This is a genomic window from Streptomyces sp. NPDC001153 (assembly GCF_053598315.1).
Window position 1 is genome coordinate 214691 of record NZ_JBSFJZ010000006.1, and the last position, 20288, is coordinate 234978.

The following is a 20288-nucleotide window of genomic DNA, read 5'->3' on the forward strand; positions in this document are numbered from 1 at the left end:
CGTGAGCGAGGCACTCGTCGCCGTCGGGGCCGCCGGGACGGACGCTTCCGTCCCGGCGGCTTCGGGGGCCCGTCAGTTCTGGCGGCGGCTGCGCGCGCAGCGCGCCGCCCTGGTCGCCGCGGCCGTCGTCGCGCTGCTCGTCCTGGTCGCGCTCGCCGCGCCGCTGCTCACCGCCCTGGAGGGCCAGGACCCCACCACCTACCACCCGTCCCTGGTCGACTCCGCGCGCGGGGGCGTGCCCATCGGCTCCCTCGGCGGCATCGGCGCCGACCACTGGCTGGGCGTCGAACCGCAGACCGGCCGCGACCTGTTCGCCCGCCTGGTGTACGGGGCGCGGGTGTCGCTGGGCGTCGCGCTGGCAGCCACGGTGGTGCAGGTCGCCATCGGTGTCGCGGTCGGCGTGGGATCCGCGCTCGGCAACCGATGGGTTGATCAACTGTTGAGCCGTGCCACGGACATCATCGTCTCGATGCCGCTCATGATCATGTCGTTGGCACTGCTGGCCATCGTGCCGTCCAGTTTCCCGCGGCCGGTCCTGGTCACCCTGGTCATCGGCCTGATCGCCTGGGGCAACATCGCGAAGATCGTGCGGGCCCAGACCCTCTCGCTCAAGGGGCTCGACCACGTCTCCGCGGCCCGGCTGAGCGGCTGGGGCACCTGGCACGTCGCCCGCCGCGAACTGCTGCCCGGCCTCGCCGCGCCCGTCATCACCTACGCCGCCCTGCTGGTGCCCACGAACATCTCCGTCGAGGCGGCGCTGTCCTTCCTCGGCGTCGGCGTGAAGCCGCCCACCCCGTCCTGGGGACAGATGCTGACCGCCGCGGACGTCTGGTACCAGGCCGCGCCCCAGTACCTGCTGCTGCCGGCCGGCGCCCTGTTCGTCACCGTCCTCGCCCTCACGGTCCTCGGCGACGGCGTGCGCACCGCCCTCGACCCGCGCGCCGCCTCCCGCCTGCGCGTCGGCACCGGCCGCAAAGACGCCAAGGTCGTCGAGGACGCCAAGGGCATCGAGGGCGCCATGAACGACAAGGAGGCAACCGCATGAGCGGCCTCGGCGGATTTCTGCTGCGCCGTGCCCTGGGCGTGGTGGTCACCCTGCTCGCCATCTCGGTGATCGTCTACGTCGTCTTCTACGTCACTCCCGGCAACGTCGCCCAGATCACCTGCGGCCCGCGCTGCTCACCGGAACAGGTGCACCAGGTCGCCGCGCAGCTGAAGCTCGGCGACCCCCTCTACCTGCGCTACTGGCACTTCCTGCAGGGCCTGTTCGTCGGCCAGGACTTCTCCACGGGCACCGCGGTCGAGCACTGCGCCGCGCCCTGCCTGGGGCAGTCGTACCAGACCGACCAGCAGGTCCTGGACATCATCCTGACCAAGCTGCCGGTCAGCCTGTCGCTGGTCCTCGGCGCCATGGTGCTGTGGCTCCTCCTCGGCGTCGGCACCGGTGTGCTGTCCGCGTGGCGACGCGGCCGGATCTCCGAGCGCGTGCTGACCGCGATCACCCTCGCGGGCACGGCCACGCCCGTCTTCGTCATCGGCCTGGTGCTGATGATCGTCGTCTGCGGCGAACTGCAGCTGCTGCCCTTCCCGCAGTACGTGAACTTCTCCGACGACCCCGAGCAATGGGCCTGGAACCTGCTGCTGCCCTGGCTCTCGCTCGCCCTGATCGAGGCGGCGTCCTTCGCCCGCCTCACCCGCGCCGCCATGCTGGAGACCCTTGCCGAGGACCACATCCGCACCTTCCGGGCGTACGGCGTCGCGGAGCGCGCGATCGTCGGCCGGCACGCCCTGCGCGGCGCCCTGGCGCCCGTGATCGCGCTGAACGCCAACAACGTCGGCTCGGCCGTCGGCGGTGCCGTCCTCACCGAGACCCTCTTCGGGCTGCCCGGCATCGGCCAGGAACTGGTGCACGCGGTGAACGTCGTCGACCTGCCGGTGGTCGTCGGCATGGTCCTGGTCATCGGATTCTTCGTGGTCCTCGCCAACGCCGTCGCGGACGTCCTGTACGCGGTGGCCGATCGACGGGTGGTGCTCCGATGAGCCTGGTGGAAGTCACGGACCTGACCGTCGAGTTCGGCCCGCTGCGGGCCGTGGACGGAATCTCCTTCAGCCTCGCGAAGGGCGCCGCGCTGGCCCTGGTCGGCGAGTCCGGTTCCGGCAAGTCCACGGTCGCCGGCGCCCTGCTGGGCCTGCACCGCGGCACCGGAGCCCGGGTCACCGGCCAGGTCCGCGTCGCCGGCACGGAGGTACAGGCGGCCCCGGAGGAGGAGTTGCGGCGGCTGCGCGGCGCCAAGGCCGCCATGGTCTTCCAGGACCCGCTGTCCTCGCTGGACCCCTACTACGCGATCGGCGACCAGATCGCCGAGGTCCACCGCGTGCACACGCGCGTGTCGCGCCGCAGCGCACGCGCGCGTGCCGTGCAGGTGCTGGAGCGGGTTGGAATTCCGGACGCGGCACGGCGGTCCCGGTCCCGCCCGCACGAGTTCAGCGGCGGCATGCGCCAGCGCGCCCTCATCGCCATGGCCCTCGCCTGCGAGCCGGACCTGCTGATCGCCGACGAGCCGACCACCGCCCTCGACGTCACCGTCCAGGCCCAGATCCTCGACCTGCTGCACACGCTGCGCGAGGAGACCGGCATGGGCCTGCTGCTCGTCACCCATGACGTGGGCGTCGCCGCCGAGAGCGTGGACGACATCCTCGTCATGCGGCACGGCAGGGTCGTCGAGCACGGCCCGGTCGGCACGGTCCTCGCGGCGCCCGCCGAGGCGTACACCCGGGAACTCCTCGACGCCGTCCCGCGCGTGGACGCCCGCCGCACCGCCTCCGCGGCCTCCGACGAGGTCGTGCTGGAGGCCACCGGGCTGCGGCGCGAGTTCGGGCGCGGCAGGCGGGCGTTCGCGGCCGTGGACGACGTCTCGCTGACCGTCCGCCGCGGCGAGACGCTCGGCGTGGTCGGCGAGAGCGGCAGCGGCAAGACGACACTCGGCCGCATGCTGGTCGGGCTGCTGCAGCCGACCGCCGGCGCGATCCGCTACGAGGGCCGCCCGCACACCGGCGTGAACCCGGCCGTCCAGATGGTCTTCCAGGACCCCGTCTCCTCCCTCAACCCGCGCCGCAGCGTGGGCGAGTCCATCGCCGACCCGCTCCGCGCGCGTGGCGACCACGACGAGGAGCGCATCAGGGGGCGTGTGACGGAGTTGCTGGAGCGCGTGGGGCTCGAAAGGGCGCACTTCGACCGCTACCCGCACGAGTTCAGCGGCGGTCAGCGCCAGCGCATCGGCATCGCCCGGGCGCTCGCCGCCGATCCGCGCGTCATCGTCTGCGACGAGCCGGTCTCCGCGCTCGACGTCACCACACAGGCCCAGGTGGTCGAGCTGCTCGGCGAGCTCCAGCGGGAACTCGGCCTCGCGCTGGTCTTCATCGCCCACGACCTCGCCGTCGTACGGCAGGTCAGCGACCGGGTCGCGGTGATGCGCCGGGGCCGGGTCGTCGAGTACGGGCCGGCCGACGAGGTGTACGACAGCCCGCGCGAGCCGTACACCAGGGAGCTCCTGGCCGCCGTACCTGCACTCGACCCGGAACTGGCGGCACGGCGGCGCGCGGCGCGACACGAACCGGCCGTGGCGTAACGTTTCGTGCATGGTTGATCGCCGTGTGATGCCTTAGCGCGGCCGAACGCGACCCGCACGCGAAAGTTACGACCGTTCACCCCTTTTGGTGGCGCGATGGACAACCGTCCGTCGCGCCACCGCCTTGTCCGCTTACGTTCGTCCCGCTGCGAGCCGCCGGACGAACGGCGGCTCACCGGACAGGAGATCGGGGGTGCACGCGTGCGCATCGGACTGCTTACGGAGGGTGGCTATCCGTATGTGAGCGGTGACGCCGGACTCTGGTGCGACCGGCTCGTGCGCGGGCTCGACCAGCACGAGTTCGACATCTACGCGCTCAGCCGCAGCAGGCGCCAGGAGGACGACGGCTGGGTCGCGCTCCCGCCGCAGGTCGGCCGGGTGCGTACGGCACCGCTGTGGACGGCCGAGGATGACGGGGTCGCCTACGGGCGGCGCACGCGCCGGCGCTTCACCGAGTGTTACGGCGAACTGGCCGGAGCGGTGTGCGACGGGACCGGTGCCGCCTCCGAGGGGGCGTCCACCGATCTGGCGGACCGTTTCGGCAGCGCGCTGTACGGACTCGCCGAACTCGCCCGCGAGGAGGGCGGACTGGTCGCCGCCCTGCGCTCGGACGCCGCCGTACGCACCCTCGAACGCGCCTGCCGCGCCCCCGGCGCGCTGCGCACGGCGCGCGAGGCGCGCGTACCCGATCTCCTCACCGTCACCGCACACCTCGAACGCGCCCTGCGCCCTCTCTCCCTCGACTGGTACGGCGACGACGGCCTCGGCGCGGCCGACCTCAGCCACGCCGCCGCCGGCGGCTCCGCAGCCCTCCCCGGGCTGCTCGCCCGGCACTTCGCCGACGTACCGCTGCTCGTCACCGAGTACGGCGTGCAACTCCGCTCCCACTACCTGGCCCTCGGCCCCGACACCGCCGCCCCGGCCGTACGCGCACTGCTCGCCGCCTTCCACGGCCGGCTCGCCGCCGAGGTCTACCGGCGCGCCGAGATCCTCACCCCGGGCAACGCCCACGCCCGCCGCTGGCAGGAACGGTGCGGGGCCGACCGGGCCCGGATCCGCACGGTCCACCCGGGCATGGACGCCACCCGCTTCGCGGAGGTCGGCGAGGCCCCGGACCGCGCCGACCCCGGCACCCTGGTCTGGGTCGGGCGCGTCGAACCCGCCAAGGACCTGATCTCACTGCTGCACGCCTTCGCCGAGGTCCGCAAGGAGGAGCCCGAGGCGCGCCTCAGGATCGTCGGCACGCCCTCGGGACCCGAGGGCGCCGCCTACCTCGGCCACTGCCGGGCGCTCGCCGCACAGCTCTTCCCGGACGAGGCGGAGGGCGTGCACGCCGTCGGCGACAACCCGGTCTCCTTCGAGGAGATCGGCGGCCCGGAGACCCCCACGCTGCCCGAGGCGTACGCCGCCGGTGCGGTCGCCGTGCTGTCCAGCGTGGTCGAGGGCTTCCCGGTCGGCCTGATCGAGGCCATGTTCTGCGGCCGGGCCACGGTGTCCACCGACGTCGGCGCGGTGGTGGAGGTCATCGGGGGCACGGGACTCGTCGTGCCTCCGCGCAATCCGCGGGCACTCGCCGAGGCGTGCGTGGCGCTGCTGCGCGACCCCGAGCGCCGTGCGCGCCTCGGCGCCGCCGCGCGCGCCCGCGCGCTCGAACTCTTCACCGTCGAGCAGAACGTCGCCGCGTTCCACGGCATTTACCTGCAGATCGTCTCGCACTGCCCGGTCCGCCGGGTCGTCCTCGACGAGGCCGGCGAACCCCTGCCGTTCGCCACCCCCGCCGAGTCCCACATCCCCGGCCGCTGGACCGGCCCCACGGCCCGCGTCCTGCCCCGGACCGTCCCCGGCTGGGCCACGGCCCCACCGGTGCGCGCGACACGACTGGCCGCCGCTGAGGGGGCGTGATGGACACACGGGACGACCGCACGGGCCGAGACCACACCGGGGCGGTGGACGAGTTGAGCGACCGGGACGCGCTACGAGACCTCGGCCCGCTGGGCAGGGGGGCGCCGGCGGGGCTGGGCCACGCGGATTCGGGCGCCGGGGCGCCGGGTGCGCCGGGTGCGCCGGGTGCGCCGGACATGGGGTTGTCGGGTTCGGCTGCCGGGGTGGCGGACGGGGCGGGGAGCTTGGGCTCGGCTGCCGGGGCACCGGAGGCGCTGAGCGGGCTGGGCACCGGCGTGCCGGAGGGAGCCGGGGGCTCCGGTTCGGCCGTCGCGCCGGGGGCTTGTGACGACGGCGGGCGGGTGGCCGGTGCGCCGGGCGGGATGGACCGGCCCGGGATGCCCAGCGCGGCTGAGCCCTGGGACCCGGGGCCGGGGGAGTGGTTCGGGACAGAGCGGGGCCCCGAGGAAGTCCCGTACGGCGCCACCTCGTCGGCGCCGTCCGCCTCCGTCTCCGGTGCGCGAGGCCCCGTCGGCACCGCCGCGCCGGACGGGCGGCCGGGCCGCCTTGGACCGCTCGCCACGGGCGCCGCCACACGGCCGGCGCCGGACAACTCCCGCCCGGGCAACGGGGAGTCGGGCAAACGGCGCGTCGCCGCGCCCCGGCGTGGCGCCGCCGACCCCGTGAAAGCCCTGCTGCACCGGCACCGTGAGCTGTGCGAGCGGGCCGTGGACCCGCTGGAGATCGCCGCCGGGCTGGAGGCGCACGGTGTCACCGACCGGACCGCCGCCCGCTTCCGCCACCGCGATGTCTTCTCGCTCGCCGAGGAGCTGTACGCGCGCGTGCCGCGAGGCGGCGAGCAGGGCCCAGACCCCGAGCCCCTGCCCGTACCCCGCGTGCGCGCCGACTGGATCCTGCTCACCCTCCTGCCGGGCGCCCTCGGCGCGGCCACCGTGGCCGGACTGCGCCTCACCCACGGACACCCCCGCCTCCTGGCCGCCGCCGTCGGCATCCTCGCCGTGGCCCTCGCCACGCGCGCCGCGCTGCGCCGCGGCCCCCTCGCCAGTCCGCCCGGCACGCACGCGTGGCGCACGGCGTACGGCACGCGTGCGTGGACCCTGTGGCTGCTCGGGTACGCCCTCCTCGGCGACGGCCTCCTCCACGCCGTCGCGACCGGTGGCCCCGATGCCCTGCCGACCGGCATCCCGGACGGCCCTTGGCCCACGGCCGTCGCCCCCGCCCTGGCCCTGATCCTGGCCTGTGCCCCGGCGGCCTGGTGCGCCCATCTGCTCAGCGCGGGCGCCCGCCGAAGGCTCACCGGCAGCCGGGGTCTGGAGGACTTCACAGCCGCCGCCAAGCCGTTGCTGTTCGGCACGTTCGCCCTGTTCCTGGGCGCGCTCACCGCCCTGCTCCTGGTGTGCGGCACCGTCCTGCACGGACCCGTGGCCTACCCGCAGACCCTCGCCCTGGGCGCCCTGCTGCTGCTCGCCCGCCTGCTCACCGTCCACGGCCACCGGCACGCCCCGGCCGTGGTGCTCGGTGCCGCGGCGGCCACGGAGGCGGTGGCCCTCGCCCTGCCGCTGGCCGGAAGGCTGCCGGGCTGTGCCGTCCTGACGGCCCCCGTACGCACGCTGCTGGACGCCTGGGGCGAGGCCGCCGTCCCGGCCCTCGCCTGCGGCACGGCCGCGCTGGCCCTGCTGTTCCACGCCGGCCGCACCCTCACCCAGGCCTCGGCGCACGCGCCCACCGGAGCCCCCGATTGAATCTTCCGCCACCGGCCCGAACCGCCGCCGGAGGCGACCGCACCACGCCTTTTGAAGGAGAAAGCCAGATGACCACCTCCCGACCCGGAGCGTCCGGAGACCCCGGAGCCGCCGGCGCGTCCGCAGCAGTCGCAGCCGCAGGCGCACAATCCGCCGGGACCGCCGGAGCCGGAGTCCGGGAAACCACCGGATCCGCCGGCACCGCGGGAGAGAGCGGACCCGCCGCCCCCTCCCGGCCCACGGAACCCCTCGGCGCCGCCGGTCACATGGGCCCTGCCGGTCATCACCTCGGCCCCGCCCGTCAGGCCGGCGCCCGCACCCAGGGAGCCGTCCGATGAGGGTTCTGCTGATCGGAGCCAACGGATACATCGGCCGCTTCGTCGCCGACCGCCTGCTCGCCGACCCGGCCGTCCAGCTCACCGCGCTCGGCCGCGGCGACGACGCCGACGTCCGTTTCGACCTCGCCACGGGCAGCCCCGGCGCCCTCACCCGCTTCCTCGACGCGGTCCACCCCGGGGTCGTCGTCAACTGCGCCGGCGCCATCCGCGGCGGTGCCCGCGAACTGACCCGGCACAACACCGTGGCCGTCGCCACCGTCTGCGAGGCCCTGCGCCGCAGCGGCTGCGGGGCCCGGCTGGTGCAGATCGGCTGCAGCTCCGAGTACGGGCCGAGCCAGCCCGGCTCCTCGACCGCCGAGGACGCCGTACCGCGCCCCGGCGGCCCGTACGGCGTGAGCAAGCTCGCCGCGACCGAGCTGGTCCTCGGCTCCGGACTGGACGCCGTCGTACTGCGGATCTTCTCCCCGGCCGGCCCCGGCACCCCGGCCGGCTCCCCGCTGGGCCGGCTCGCCGAGGCCATGCGGCGCGCCATGCAGTCCGGCGACGGTGAGCTCAAACTCGGCGGCCTCGGCGTGCAGCGCGACTTCGTCGACGTACGCGACGTCGCCCGCGCCGTGCACGCCGCCTCGCTCTCCGCCGCGCAGGGCGTCATCAACATCGGCTCCGGCCGCGCCGTCCGCCTCCGCGACGCCGCCGCCGTCCTCGCGCGCGTGGCCGGATACGGCGGCGCCCTGCACGAACTCGACGCCCCGCCCGGCCCGCTGCGCAGCGCCATCGGCCACCCCCGCGCCGACTCCGACCACGCGGCCCCGATGGCGTACCCGTACCCGGACGGCTGCGGCAGCTGGCAGCAGGCCGACGTGCGCACCGCGCGCGACCGGCTCGGCTGGCGGCCCCGCATCAACCTCGAAGAATCCCTGGCCGACATCTGGATGGAGGCGGCATGCCGCATCTGACCAGCACCACAGCAGGCGCCACGAGCACCGGCCTGCGCACCGCCATCGGCGTCCCCGGCTACGCCCACCCCCTCGTCGCTCCCGCCCAGTGGGCCGAGCTCGCCCGCCCGGGCACCCCGCTGGACTGGGTGGTCCTGAACGTGGCCGCCGGCCCCGGCACCCGCCCGGACCCGCACTGCCTGGAGGCCGCGGGCCGGCTGCGGCGAGCGGGCGTCCGGGTCCTCGGCCACCTGGACCTCGCCCACGGCACCCGCGCCTTCGCCGACCTGCTCTCCGACGCCCACCGCCACCTCGACTGGTACCGCGTCGACGGCTTCCTGCTGGACCGCTGCCCCACCGACCGCACCGCGCTCCCCGAGGTCCGCCGCGCGGTCACCACGCTCCGGACGATCAGTGACACCGCCCACATCGTCCTCGGCCACGGCAGCCATCCGCACCCCGGGTACGCGGAGAACGCCGATCAACTGGTGACCTTCTCCGGCCCCTGGTCCGACTACCGCTGGTCGCAGGTCGCCGAGTGGACCGCCGACTACCCGCCGGACCGCTTCTGCCACTTCGTGCACAGCGTGCCCCGCGGCCATCTGGAGGAGGCGCTGCGTATCGCCCGCTGGCAGGGAGCGGCGACGATCTACTTCACCGACCGCACGGACCGAGGCGGCCGCAGCGACCCCTGGGAGACCATGCCCGGCTACTGGGACGAAATCGTCTCGCGCATCGGAACGGGTGTCTCGGAATGAAGAAGGCCGTGGCAGTGTTACGGGGAGAACAACTGTAGTGATTGACCGACCAACGGAGTCCCCGTGTCGCTGCCACCCCTGGTTGAGCCAGCCTCTGAGCTCACCGTAGACGAGGTCCGCAGGTACTCCCGCCACCTGATCATCCCCGACGTGGGCATGGACGGGCAGAAGCGGCTGAAGAACGCCAAGGTGCTGTGTGTGGGCGCCGGCGGCCTGGGCTCGCCGGCGCTGATGTACCTGGCCGCCGCGGGCGTGGGCACCCTCGGCATCGTGGAGTTCGACGAGGTGGACGAGTCGAACCTGCAGCGCCAGATCATCCACAGCCAGTCCGACATCGGCCGCTCCAAGGCCGAGTCCGCCCGTGACACCGTCAAGGGCATCAACCCGTACGTGAACGTGATCCTTCACGAGGAGCGGCTCGAAGCCGAGAACGTGATGGACATCTTCAGCCAGTACGACCTGATCGTCGACGGCACCGACAACTTCGCGACGCGCTACCTGGTCAACGACGCGTGCGTGCTGCTGAACAAGCCGTACGTGTGGGGGTCGATCTACCGCTTCGACGGCCAGGCCTCCGTCTTCTGGTCCGAGCACGGCCCCTGCTACCGCTGCCTCTACCCGGAGCCCCCGCCCCCCGGCATGGTCCCCTCCTGCGCCGAGGGCGGCGTCCTGGGCGTGCTCTGCGCGTCCATCGGCTCCATCCAGGTCAACGAGGCCATCAAGCTCCTCGCGGGCATCGGCGAGCCGCTGGTCGGCCGCCTGATGATCTACGACGCCCTGGAGATGACGTACCGCCAGGTCAAGGTCCGCAAGGACCCGAACTGCGCGGTCTGCGGCGAGAACCCGACCGTCACCGAGCTCATCGACTACGAAGCCTTCTGCGGCGTCGTGTCCGAGGAGGCCCAGGCGGCGGCCGCCGACTCCACGATCACTCCGAAGCAGCTCAAGGAGTGGATCGACGACGGCGAGAACATCGAGATCATCGACGTCCGCGAGCCGAACGAGTACGAGATCGTCTCCATCCCGGGCGCCAGGCTGATCCCGAAGAACGAGTTCCTCATGGGCACCGCCCTGGAGGGCCTCCCGCAGGACAAGAAGATCGTCCTGCACTGCAAGACGGGGGTCCGCAGTGCGGAAGTCCTGGCCGTCCTGAAGTCCGCGGGCTTCGCCGACGCCGTCCACGTCGGCGGCGGCGTCATCGGCTGGGTCAACCAGATCGAACCGCACAAGCCGGTCTACTGAGCCGGTTCCCCGGTGCGGGTGGCGGGGGTCTCGGGCGTGTTCGGCGCCCGGGGCCCCCGTCCACGTCAGGAGCAGGGCTTGCCGTCCTTCCGCACCGTCCCGTTGAGCTCGGCACCGGCGCCCCTGCCCAGTGCGTCGGCCATGCTGCGGGCGCCCTCGTAAGGCGTGGCCGGGTCGCCGGTGTTGCCGACCAGCAGGACCGGCGCCGCACCCGGTGCGCTGACCTCCCCAGTCGTGAACTGGCCCGGCACCGGCCGGTCGTGGCACCGGCCGGCCGTGTCCCAGCCCAGGAAGTCCCCCGATCACCGGCGAGATCCGCTCGAACTCCGCCGGCCGCTCCCTCTCGTCCAGAGGCGATATGACCTGCTGGGAGCGGGACTTCGTGCCGTAGCGCCTCGAGGAGTGCCGTTCTTTGTAGCCGTCCGCGCGCGCCGGCAGCGGCGAACCGTCCCCCTTCTGCGCCGAGTCGAGCGCAGCGGCCAGCCTCGGCCGGCTGGATTCGCCGATTCGCCGCAGCAGGGCCGCGATCTTCCGGGTGCCCTGCTCGGGGCCCTGGCCGGTCGACTTCAGATCGTCGTCCGGAGCCCGCTGGAAGCCGCGGGTCTGGTTCTCGGCATGGCCCACCGCGTCCGCGGTCGGGTCGACCACCGCGTCGAGGATCAGCCGTCCCACCCGCTTCGGGAACAAGTGGGCGTACACACCGCCGAGTCCGGTGCCGTAGGAGATGCCGAAGCAGTGCATCCGGGCATCGCCGAGTGCGGTGTCGGTGGTGGACGTACCTTGAGCGGCGCGCACCGCCGCCGTCCAGCGCAGGAACCGCCTCATACGCACCCCCCTCACAGGCCCTTCGCGTCCTGCCGCGCCGGGCATTCAGGCCATGGTAGGCGCGCCCGACCGAGCCCGTGACGGCCTGTGGATAACCCTCTGACCAGCGGTTTCTTCAAGGTCGCGGGGGTTTGAGGCTCCGGTGTGCCTCAGGAGCAGACCGTGCCGGCCTGCGGTTCTTTCCCGTCCAGCAGGTAGCCGTTCACCGCGCTCTGCACGCACCTGTTCCTGCTGTCGTACGCACCGTGTCCCTGGCCCTTGTACGTCAGCTCGACGGCCACGCCCTTGCCGAGCGCGTCCACCATCTTCTTCGCACCCTCGTAGGGGGTGGCCGGATCGCCCGTGTTGCCGACGACGAGGATGGGCGCCGAGCCGGGCGCGCTGACGTCGGGATGGTCGGCGGCACCCGCCACCGGCCAGTCGGTGCAGCTGAGCATGCCCCAGGCCAGGTAGTCCCCGAACAGCGGGGAGGCCGCACGGAACTCGGGCAGCTTCTGCTGGACGTAGTCGGCGGTGTACCGCGGCTTCTGGTCGGCGCAGCTGATGGCGATGTTCGCCGCGGTGATGTTGCTGTACTCGCCGTCTTCGCTGCGGCCGTTCATCGCGTCGGACAACAGCATGAGGATCTTGCCGTCGCCCGCGTACGCCTGCTCGAGGCCCTCGGTGAGGTACTGCCAGAAGTCCTTGGAGTACAGGGACTGCGCGATGCCGTTCGTCGCGGCGGTCTGGGTGAGCTGGCGCGGCGCGATGCCGGGGATCGGCGTCTTCTCCAGGTCGTTCAGCAGTTTCGCGATGCGGTTCTTCACATCCTGCGGGGTGCTTCCGATCGGGCATTGCGTGGGCTTCGACGTGCAGTCCTCGGCGAAGTTGTCCAGCGCGAGCTGGAAGCCCCGGGCCTGTCCGAGCGCGCTCTGTTCGGGGTTCTGCGTGGGGTCGATCACGGCGTCGAGCACGGCCCGGCCGACGTTCTTGGGGAACAGGTGGGCGTACACACCGCCTAGTTCGGTGCCGTAGGAGATGCCGAAGTAGTGCAGTTTGTCGTCGCCGAGGACCTGACGCATCAGGTCCATGTCGCGGGCCGCGTCGGTGGTCGCCACGTGCGGCAGGATCTTCTTGGAGTTCTTCTCGCAGGCCGCGTTGAACTGCTTGGTGCGGTCCAGGAGTTGGGTGCGCTCGGCGCTGTCGTCGGGGGTGGCGTCCTGCTGGAAGAACACGTCCAGCTGGGAGTCGCTCTCGCACTTCACCGGCGCGCTGCGGCCGACCCCGCGCGGGTCGAAGCTGACCAGGTCGTAGCGGGTGCGCAGGGCCGCGTAGTCCGAGGCGAACGCGGGCAGCGAGCTGACGCCGCTGCCGCCGGGGCCACCGAAATTGAACACGAGCGAGCCGATCCGCCGGCTCGCGGGGCCGCTGGCCTTGGCGCGGATCAGGGCGATGCCGATGGTGTCGCCCTTCGGACTGCTCCAGTCCAGGGGCGCCTTCATGGTGGCGCACTGCCATGTGCCGCCGTTCGGCAGCGGGGACGGGGCGCTGCCGCCGCCCTCGGCCTCCGACGGAGCCGGGCAGTCCTTCCAGTCCAGCTTCTGCGCCGCGAGGTCGCCGTCCTTGCCGCCGTCGCCGCACCCGGCCAGCAGGGTGGAGAGCAGCAGGCCGGCGGTGGCCAGGGCGGCGGCGCGCAGCCGGGAGGGATTCGCCATGTTCCCATCCTGGAGGCGTGCACGCCGGGGCGCGCGGGGCGCGAGCCGTACGAGGTACGGGCGCCCCGGCGCCGTTGCGCGGCTCTGGGGCGCCCTACAGGGCTCCCTTGCGGGTGAGCTGGTTGAAGGCCAGCCAGCCCGGCAGCACCGGCAGCCACAGGGTCAGCAGGCGGTAGAGCAGGACGGCCGGGGCGGCGACCTCCTTGGGCAGGCCGACGGCGATCAGGCCGACCGTCAGGGTCGCCTCCACGGCGCCCACGCCGCCCGGGGTGGGCGCCGCGGACCCGAGCGCGTTGCCGGCGAGGAAGACCACGGCGACGCTGGCGATGCTGAGCGAGGCCGAGCCGTCGCCGAACGCCCGGATGGAGGCGTCCAGGCACATCACGAAGCAGAACGTCAGCAGCAGGATGCCGCCGATCCCGGTGATCAGCTTCTGGGGCCGCTGCAGCACGTCGAGCATGCGGGGCACGACCCCCGCGAACAGTGACCGCACGCGCGTGACGACGAATTTCCGCAGGAACGGCACCGAGGTCACCACGAGCACCAGCACCGCGACCGTCAGCAGGCCCGCGATGACCGTCCGGGACGGCGACAGGGACGGCGTCTTCTCGGTGCCGGTGAGATAGCCGAAGGACAGCAGCATCAGGATGTGGAAGCCGAGCCCGGCCAGCTGCGAGGCGCCCACGCTCGCCACCGCGAGCCCCGGCCGGACCCCCGAGCGCTGCAGATACCGCGTGTTGAGGGCCACCCCGCCGACCGCGGCGGGTGCCACGATCTTCACGAAGGAGCCGGCCACCTGGGCCGCCACGGCCCGCAGGAACGGCACCCGCTCGGGCACGAACCCCAGCAGCTGCATGGCCGCCGCGACATAGCTGAGCGCCGCGAACAGCACGGCGGCGACGACCCAGCCCCACTGGGCGTTGGCCACGAGCGGCCCCAACTCGATGTGGGTGAGCTGCGTCAGCAGGAAGTACGCGCCGATGGCACCGGCGATGAAACTGATCAGCGTGCGCGGCCGCACCCGCTCCAGCCGGGCCGGCTCCACCGGCGCCTGCGGCCTGATCCGCAGCACCTCATGGCGGATCTGGGTGAGCAGATCCTCCTCGCGCGCCTCCTCCAGAGCCTCGTCGACGGCCCGCTTCTCGGCCCGTTCCTGGGCGCGTACGGCCTTCTTGTCGGCCTTCTCCGGGGCCTCCGTGCCCTCCGCTCCGGCTGCCTCCGGGCGCGCCTGCTTGGCCTGCCGGGACGCCTTCAGGACCGCCTCGCGCTCGCGCTGGGCCTGTTCCCGGGCCAGTCTGCGCAGCGTCGCGCGCGTGGAGCGGGTCAGGGCGATCGGCTGGAGCAGGGGCAGGCAGTCGGCGACCGCGTCGGGCCCGAGCACCCGGACGGCCGAGGCCACCGCGCGCTCGGCGCCCACGCGCAGACCCAGCGTCGTGACCAGCTGGGCCACGTCCATGCGCAGCAGCAGCTCGCCGGCGGCGATCTCTCCGCCGCGCAGTTCGGTGAGGATCACCCTGCCGGAACGATCCACCAGAATCGCGTCGCCCGCGAGCCTGCGGTGTGCGATGCGCCGTGACTGCAGCGCCTGAACCTGGTGCCAGGTGTTGCGCAGCAGCTCGTCGGTGATCTCCTCGTCGGCCAGCGAGTCGAGCGTGCGCCCGCCGGTGTGCTCGTAGACGAGCATGACGGCGTCAGGACCGAGTTCGGCGGTGGCGATCAGCTTGGGTGCGTTGGCGCCGGCCGCGATCGCCGCGTACGCCAGCAGCGCCTCCTGTTCCAGCGCCTGGCGCAGCGACTGGAGGCTGGAGCGGGTGGCGAAGCCGCGCAGGGTGAGATTGCGCCACGCGCGGTAGAAGAAGCCCTGGGCCTGCTGTTCCCGGTCCACGACCGTGACGTCCAGCGGCGGGCCGTCCTCCAGGGTGACGAAGTACCGCCGGCCGCGGTCGCCGTTCTCCGTCTCCACGGCCTCCTCGCGGGCCGCGCTGACGGGGTGGAAGCCGACGTGCCTGAGGCCTGCCATCAGCGTCTGCCCGGTGGGGCGGACATTGGGGGAGCCGACCGCGTACAGCGTGCCGTAGGCGATGGTCCAGCCGATCAGCACCGTCAGGATGATCGAGAAGGGGGTCGTGTAGCCGGTGACCAGCATGGAGAACGCGTCGAGCAGCAGCACGATCCACAGCACCGCACGCCATCTGGGTCTGCGGGACATGCCGACGGCCGTCATGTAGGCGATGACGGGGGCCAGATAGCCGTGCACGGGGTCGGTCAGGGCGTGGATGTCGCCCGGGGACGGCTGGGTGAGCGCCTCCTGGATCGAATTCGGGGCGGCCCGCGCGACCCACAGGTCTGTCGCGAGGGTCACTCCGTGCGCGAGGACCGCAGCGAGGACGCCGTCGGCGATGCGCAGCCCGTCGCGTTTGATCAGCCGCTCGATCGCGAAGGCGACCGGCACCAGCAGGATCGCGATGCTGGACGCCAGACCCGCGATCTTGATGAGCAGGTCGGGTGCCTGACCGGTGCCCTTGTTGATGTCCTGTTCGAAGCCCGAGGTGGTGCCGTGCGCGAACGCGGCGATCGCGAGCAGCACCACGATGGCGAGCACACCCACCAGGAGCCGCATGAGGTCGGACGGACGGTGCACGCGCGCGGGGAGCAGCGGTTCGTCGCCCTCCACGGCCTCGGCGTGCGGATCGTCGTCGGCGCACGAACCGTGGCCGTGAGGCGTGTTCTGGACGTGCGCTCCCTCGGTGCCGTCGTTTCCGTCGGCCGCGCCGTTCTCACGCGCGCCCGTGCCGTCGTCTGCGCCGTTCTCACGCGCGCGTGTGCTGTCGTCCTGTGCGCCACCGGCGGTGTCGGGGCGCGCGGCGGCGTCAGGGGTGCCCGCCGCGTCTTCGGGGTGCACGCCCTGCTGCTTCATGGTCTCTTCTTGGTCTCGTATCACCAGTCACCGCCCGCACGATGGTGGCATGCCCGACCGACACGCGGGGGCATCAGGGTGCGGATGCGCGGGCGCACAGTCTGCCGGACGCGCCGTCCGAGGGCGAGAGGGACGTTCCTCGCGGTCCGCGCCGCGATGTCGGTGGGGTGCGGCAGGATGGGGCGCATGAGCGACCGGAGCCCTGCTGAGGACACCCGCGAGGGGTACGCCGACGCGCTGCCCGAGTACGCCGAGCGGGTCCTCGAGGTCGCCGAGCGGATCCCGCCGGGTCGGGTCATGACGTACGGCGATGTCGCCGAGTGGCTCGAGGAAGGCGGACCGCGCCAGGTGGGCCGGGTGATGTCGCTGTACGGAGGCGCCGTCCCGTGGTGGCGTGTCGTACGCGCCGACGGGGTGCTGCTGCCCGGCCACGAACTGCGCGCGCTCGCCCACTACCGAGCTGAGGGCACCCCGCTGAAGGAGGCAGCCAGGAGCGCCGAGGGGCATCTGCCGCGGATCGACATGCGGCGGGCCCGATGGGACGGCGGGGCGGGCGCGGTGGCTCACACCTGACAGCTTCCGCCATCCGATGCCCTCAGGGAGAGCCCGTGGCCCGATCGGGTGACATGGGGGACGTCCGTGGCATGGCGTACGTTCGTGGATTGTGGGACGCAGGTGGCACGAGCGCCGCGAGGGAAGAAGCGGAAGCCCTGCTTCCGTCCGGAGCGGCGGCGTAGCGTCGGCTGCACGCGTCCCCCTCACCCCGCGGCCACCGCCTCGCGCCCGTGACCGCCCGCCCACCAGCACGAACACCAGGACCGGCCCATCACGTGAGCTCCTCTTCCTCCACCAGGCACCTGCCGCACCCCCCGGTGCGGCAGGGGAGCCGTGGCGCTTACCGACTGGTCCGTACCCCGCCTGCCGCCGTCGACCCCCCTCGTCTGGACGCGGCACAGCGCGCCGTGGTTGACCACCGCAGCGGACCCCTACTCGTCCTCGCAGGTCCCGGCACCGGCAAGACCACCACCCTCGTCGAGTCCGTGGCCGCGCGGATCGCCCGCGGCGCCGACCCCGAGCGGATCCTGGTCCTGACGTTCAGCCGCAAGGCCGCCGTCGACCTGCGCGACCGCATGGCCCTGCGCATCGGCGCCGCCCGCGCACCCCACGCGACCACGTTCCACTCGTACTGCTACGCACTGGTGCGCGCCCACCAGGACAGCGGCCTGTTCGCCGAGCCGCTGCGGCTGCTCTCCGGCCCGGAACAGGACGTCACCGTCCGCGAGCTGCTCGCCGGGCAGCCCGAACTGCAGCGGCTCGGACTGGCGCACGTGCGCTGGCCCGACGAACTGCGCGCCTGCCTGACCACAAGGGGCTTCGCCGACGAGGTCCGCGCGGTCCTCGCCCGCAGCCGTGAGCTCGGCCTCGGCCCCGACGCACTGGACGCCTTCGCCCGCCGTATCGGCCGCCCCGACTGGCGCGCCGCGGCCGCGTTCCTCGCCGAGTACCTGGACGTGCTCGACATGCAGGGCGTGATCGACTACGCGGAACTGGTCCACCGCGCGGTCCTGCTCGCCCGCCGCCCCGAGACCGCCGCACGGCTCGCCGCCCAGTACGACGCCGTGTACGTCGACGAGTACCAGGACACCGACCCCGCCCAGGTACGGCTCCTGCACGCGCTGGCCGGCGGCGGCCGCACCCTGGTCGCCTTCGGCGACCCCGACCAGTCGATCTACGCCTTCCGGGGCGCGGACGTGAACGGCATCCTCGACTTCCCGGCGGCCTTCCCCCGCGCGGACGGCCGCCCCGCCCCCGTCGAGGTGCTGCGCACCGCCCGCCGCTCCGGCGCCGCCCTGCTCACCGCCACCCGGCTGATCACCCAGCGCATGCCGCTGCCCCGGCTGCCCGCCGACAAGGTCCGCGCCCACCGCGAGCCGGCCGCCGTACGGGACGGAGGCCGCGTCGAGGCCTACACCTACCCGACGGCCGGTACGGAACTGGACAACATCGCGGACATCCTGCGCCGCGCGCACCTGGAGGACGGCGTCGCCTGGAGCGACATGGCCGTCCTGGTCCGGGCCGGCTCCCGCACCCTGCCGACCCTCCGCCGCGCCCTCACCGCGGCCGGCGTCCCGCTGGACATCGACGGCGACGACCTGCCTCTGCGCCACGAGCCGGCGGTTACCCCGCTGCTGACGGCCCTGCGCGCGGTGGCCACGGCGGAGGCACACGGCCGCGACGAGGCCACGGCGGAGGCGCACGGCCGCGACGAGGACGCCACCGCACCCGGCCCGGAGGGCCGGCCGTCCCCCGAAGAACCCGGGGAGCACACCCCTGACACCTCCTGGCTCGACACCGAGACCGCCCTCACCCTGCTCGCCTCCCCCCTCGCCGGCATGGACCCGGCCGACCTGCGCCGCCTCGGCCGTGCCCTGCGCGAGGAGGAGCGGGCGGCCGGCAACCCGCTGCCGCCCCCCTCCGACGTACTGCTCGCACGGGCACTCGCCGAACCCGAGCGCCTGGCCGTGCACGACCCGGCGTACGCGCGCGGGGCACAGCGCCTCGGCGCGCTGCTGCGCAAGGCCCGCGAAGGGCTCGCGGCCGGCGGCACGGCCGAGGAGGCGCTGTGGGACCTGTGGGAGGGCACTCCGTGGCCCGCGCGCCTGGAGCGGGCCGCCCGGCGCGGCGGCGCCGCCGGCCGCAACGCCGACCGGGACCTGGACGCCGTGTGCGCGCTGTTCGCCACCGCCGCACGGGCGGAGGAGCGCACCGGAGGCCGGGGCGCACTGAACTTCCTGGAGGAGATCGAGGCCGAGGACATCGCCGCCGACACGCTCACGCGCCGCGCGGTACGCCCCGACGCCGTCCGCCTGATGACCGCGCACCGCGCCAAGGGCCTGCAGTGGCGGCTGGTCGTCGTCGCCGGTGTCCAGGAGGGCCTGTGGCCCGACCTGCGCCGCCGCGGCTCCCTCCTGGAGGCCGACCGCATCGGCCGCGACGGACTCGCCGAACCGCTCACCCCGGGCGCACTGCTCGCCGAGGAGCGCAGGCTGTTCTACGTGGCCGCCACGCGCGCGCGTGACCGTCTCGTCGTCACCGCGGTGAAGGCACCGGCCGACGACGGCGACCAGCCGTCCCGCTTCCTGACCGAACTCGGCGTCGAGCCGAAGGACGTCACCGGCCGCCCTCGCCGACCGCTGTCGGTGTCCGCGCTCGTCGCCGAGCTGCGCGCCACCACGGTCGACCCGCGCGCGTCCGCCGCCCTGCGGGAGGCCGCCGCCCGCCGCCTGGCCCGGCTCGCCGCCCTCGCCGACGAGGACGGCCGCCCGCTGGTTCCGTCCGCGCATCCCTACCGCTGGTGGGGCATGTACGACCCGACGGAGAGCAAGGTGCCGCTGCGCCACCACGACCGGCCGGTCGTGCTCTCCGGCAGCGCCCTCGACCAGCTCGCCAACACCTGCGCCCTCCAGTGGTTCCTGGGCCGCGAGGTGAAGGCCGACGCCCCGGCCACCACCGCACAGGGCTTCGGCAACGTCGTCCACGTCCTCGCCGACGAGGTCGCCTCCGGCCGCACCCCGGCCGACCTCGACGTCCTCATGGAACGCCTGGACTCGGTGTGGAACGCGCTCGCCTTCGACGCGCCCTGGAAGTCCCAGCAGGAGAAGGACAACGCGCGCGTGGCGCTCGAACGCTTCCTGAACTGGCACGTGCTGGACCGCACCGGGCGCACCCCGGTGGCCAGCGAGCAGGACTTCGACGTCACCCTCGAAGCCGGCGACTACCAGGTCCGCATCCGCGGCCAGATGGACCGCGTGGAGACGGACGCCGAGGGCCGCGCCTACGTGGTCGACTTCAAGACCGGCAAGCAGGCCCCCAGCGCCGCCGAGGTGGCCCGCCATCCCCAGCTCGCCGTCTACCAGCTCGCCGTCCATGAAGGCGCCGTCGACGAGGCCTTCGACGGCGTACGTCCCGAACCCGGCGGCGCCGAACTGGTGCACCTCAGGCAGGGCGCCGCCAAGCGCGACGGAGGCGACAGCCTGCCCAGGACGCAGACCCAGGAACCGCTGTCCGGGGAGTGGGTCGGCGAACTGCTGGCCACCGCCGCCGGCAAGGTCCTCGACGAGCGGTTCGCGCCGAACACCGGCCAGCACTGCACCCACTGCGCGTTCCGCGCCTCGTGCAGCGCGCGGCCCGAGGGACGGCACGTGGTCGAGTGAGTCACCGGGAGGCGCCGGAGTCCACCGGGAGGTGCCGGGGTGACGCACGGCACCACAGGTGCTGACCTGCGCTTCTTCCTCCCCGAGTGGCT

12 protein-coding genes and 1 pseudogene are annotated in these 20288 nt (G+C 73.5%); 10 read left to right on the plus strand and 3 right to left on the minus strand.

What is annotated here, in order from left to right; translation table 11 throughout:
- The first annotated feature begins 1 nt into the window (after position 1).
- From ACWDEN_RS09285 to moeZ, 8 genes are all read left to right on the plus strand, one after another.
- Positions 2-1045, plus strand: a complete 1044-nt coding sequence (locus tag ACWDEN_RS09285; protein ID WP_450858196.1) for an ABC transporter permease — start codon at positions 2-4, stop codon at positions 1043-1045.
- Positions 1042-2040, plus strand: coding sequence for an ABC transporter permease (locus tag ACWDEN_RS09290; RefSeq protein WP_351608387.1), 999 nt, complete (start codon positions 1042-1044; stop codon positions 2038-2040). Before ACWDEN_RS09285 ends, ACWDEN_RS09290 begins: the two co-directional genes overlap by 4 nt.
- Positions 2037-3629: a dipeptide ABC transporter ATP-binding protein gene (locus tag ACWDEN_RS09295; protein ID WP_450858198.1), complete on the plus strand. Its 1593-nt coding sequence runs from the start codon at positions 2037-2039 to the stop codon at positions 3627-3629. Before ACWDEN_RS09290 ends, ACWDEN_RS09295 begins: the two co-directional genes overlap by 4 nt.
- Before the next feature lie 201 nt (positions 3630-3830).
- Complete coding sequence (locus tag ACWDEN_RS09300; RefSeq protein ID WP_351608392.1) at positions 3831-5531, plus strand: DUF3492 domain-containing protein; 1701 nt, start codon at positions 3831-3833, stop codon at positions 5529-5531.
- A 362-nt stretch (positions 5532-5893) separates the two neighbouring features.
- Positions 5894-7273, plus strand: coding sequence for a hypothetical protein (locus tag ACWDEN_RS09305; RefSeq protein WP_450858264.1), 1380 nt, complete (start codon positions 5894-5896; stop codon positions 7271-7273).
- Between the two features lie 334 nt (positions 7274-7607).
- Positions 7608-8567, plus strand: coding sequence for an NAD-dependent epimerase/dehydratase family protein (locus tag ACWDEN_RS09310; protein WP_351608395.1), 960 nt, complete (start codon positions 7608-7610; stop codon positions 8565-8567).
- Positions 8555-9304: a spherulation-specific family 4 protein gene (locus tag ACWDEN_RS09315; protein ID WP_351608398.1), complete on the plus strand. Its 750-nt coding sequence runs from the start codon at positions 8555-8557 to the stop codon at positions 9302-9304. Before ACWDEN_RS09310 ends, ACWDEN_RS09315 begins: the two co-directional genes overlap by 13 nt.
- Before the next feature lie 63 nt (positions 9305-9367).
- The gene (gene moeZ, locus ACWDEN_RS09320; protein ID WP_351608401.1) at positions 9368-10546 is read left to right on the plus strand and encodes an adenylyltransferase/sulfurtransferase MoeZ; all 1179 of its coding nucleotides are present in this window, start codon (positions 9368-9370) and stop codon (positions 10544-10546) included.
- 65 nt (positions 10547-10611) lie between these two features.
- Here moeZ and ACWDEN_RS09325 read toward each other — a convergent pair.
- From ACWDEN_RS09325 to ACWDEN_RS09335, 3 genes and pseudogenes are all read right to left on the minus strand, one after another.
- Positions 10612-11347, minus strand: a pseudogene (locus ACWDEN_RS09325) (alpha/beta hydrolase); the annotation flags it as partial.
- A gap of 173 nt (positions 11348-11520) precedes the next feature.
- On the minus strand, positions 11521-13065 hold the full coding sequence (locus ACWDEN_RS09330) for an alpha/beta hydrolase (RefSeq protein ID WP_450858202.1): 1545 nt from the start codon (positions 13063-13065) through the stop codon (positions 11521-11523).
- Positions 13066-13159: 94 nt separating this feature from the next.
- On the minus strand, positions 13160-15982 hold the full coding sequence (locus tag ACWDEN_RS09335; protein WP_351608406.1) for a lysylphosphatidylglycerol synthase domain-containing protein: 2823 nt from the start codon (positions 15980-15982) through the stop codon (positions 13160-13162).
- Between the two features lie 186 nt (positions 15983-16168).
- Between ACWDEN_RS09335 and ACWDEN_RS09340 the strand changes: the two genes are divergently transcribed.
- Positions 16169-16555 (plus strand): MGMT family protein, encoded by a 387-nt coding sequence (locus ACWDEN_RS09340; RefSeq protein ID WP_450858204.1) that lies wholly within the window; start codon positions 16169-16171, stop codon positions 16553-16555.
- Positions 16556-16812: 257 nt separating this feature from the next.
- A complete protein-coding gene (locus ACWDEN_RS09345) occupies positions 16813-20196 on the plus strand; it encodes an ATP-dependent helicase (RefSeq protein ID WP_450858206.1) in 3384 nt (1127 codons plus the stop codon).
- Positions 20197-20288 lie beyond the last annotated feature (92 nt).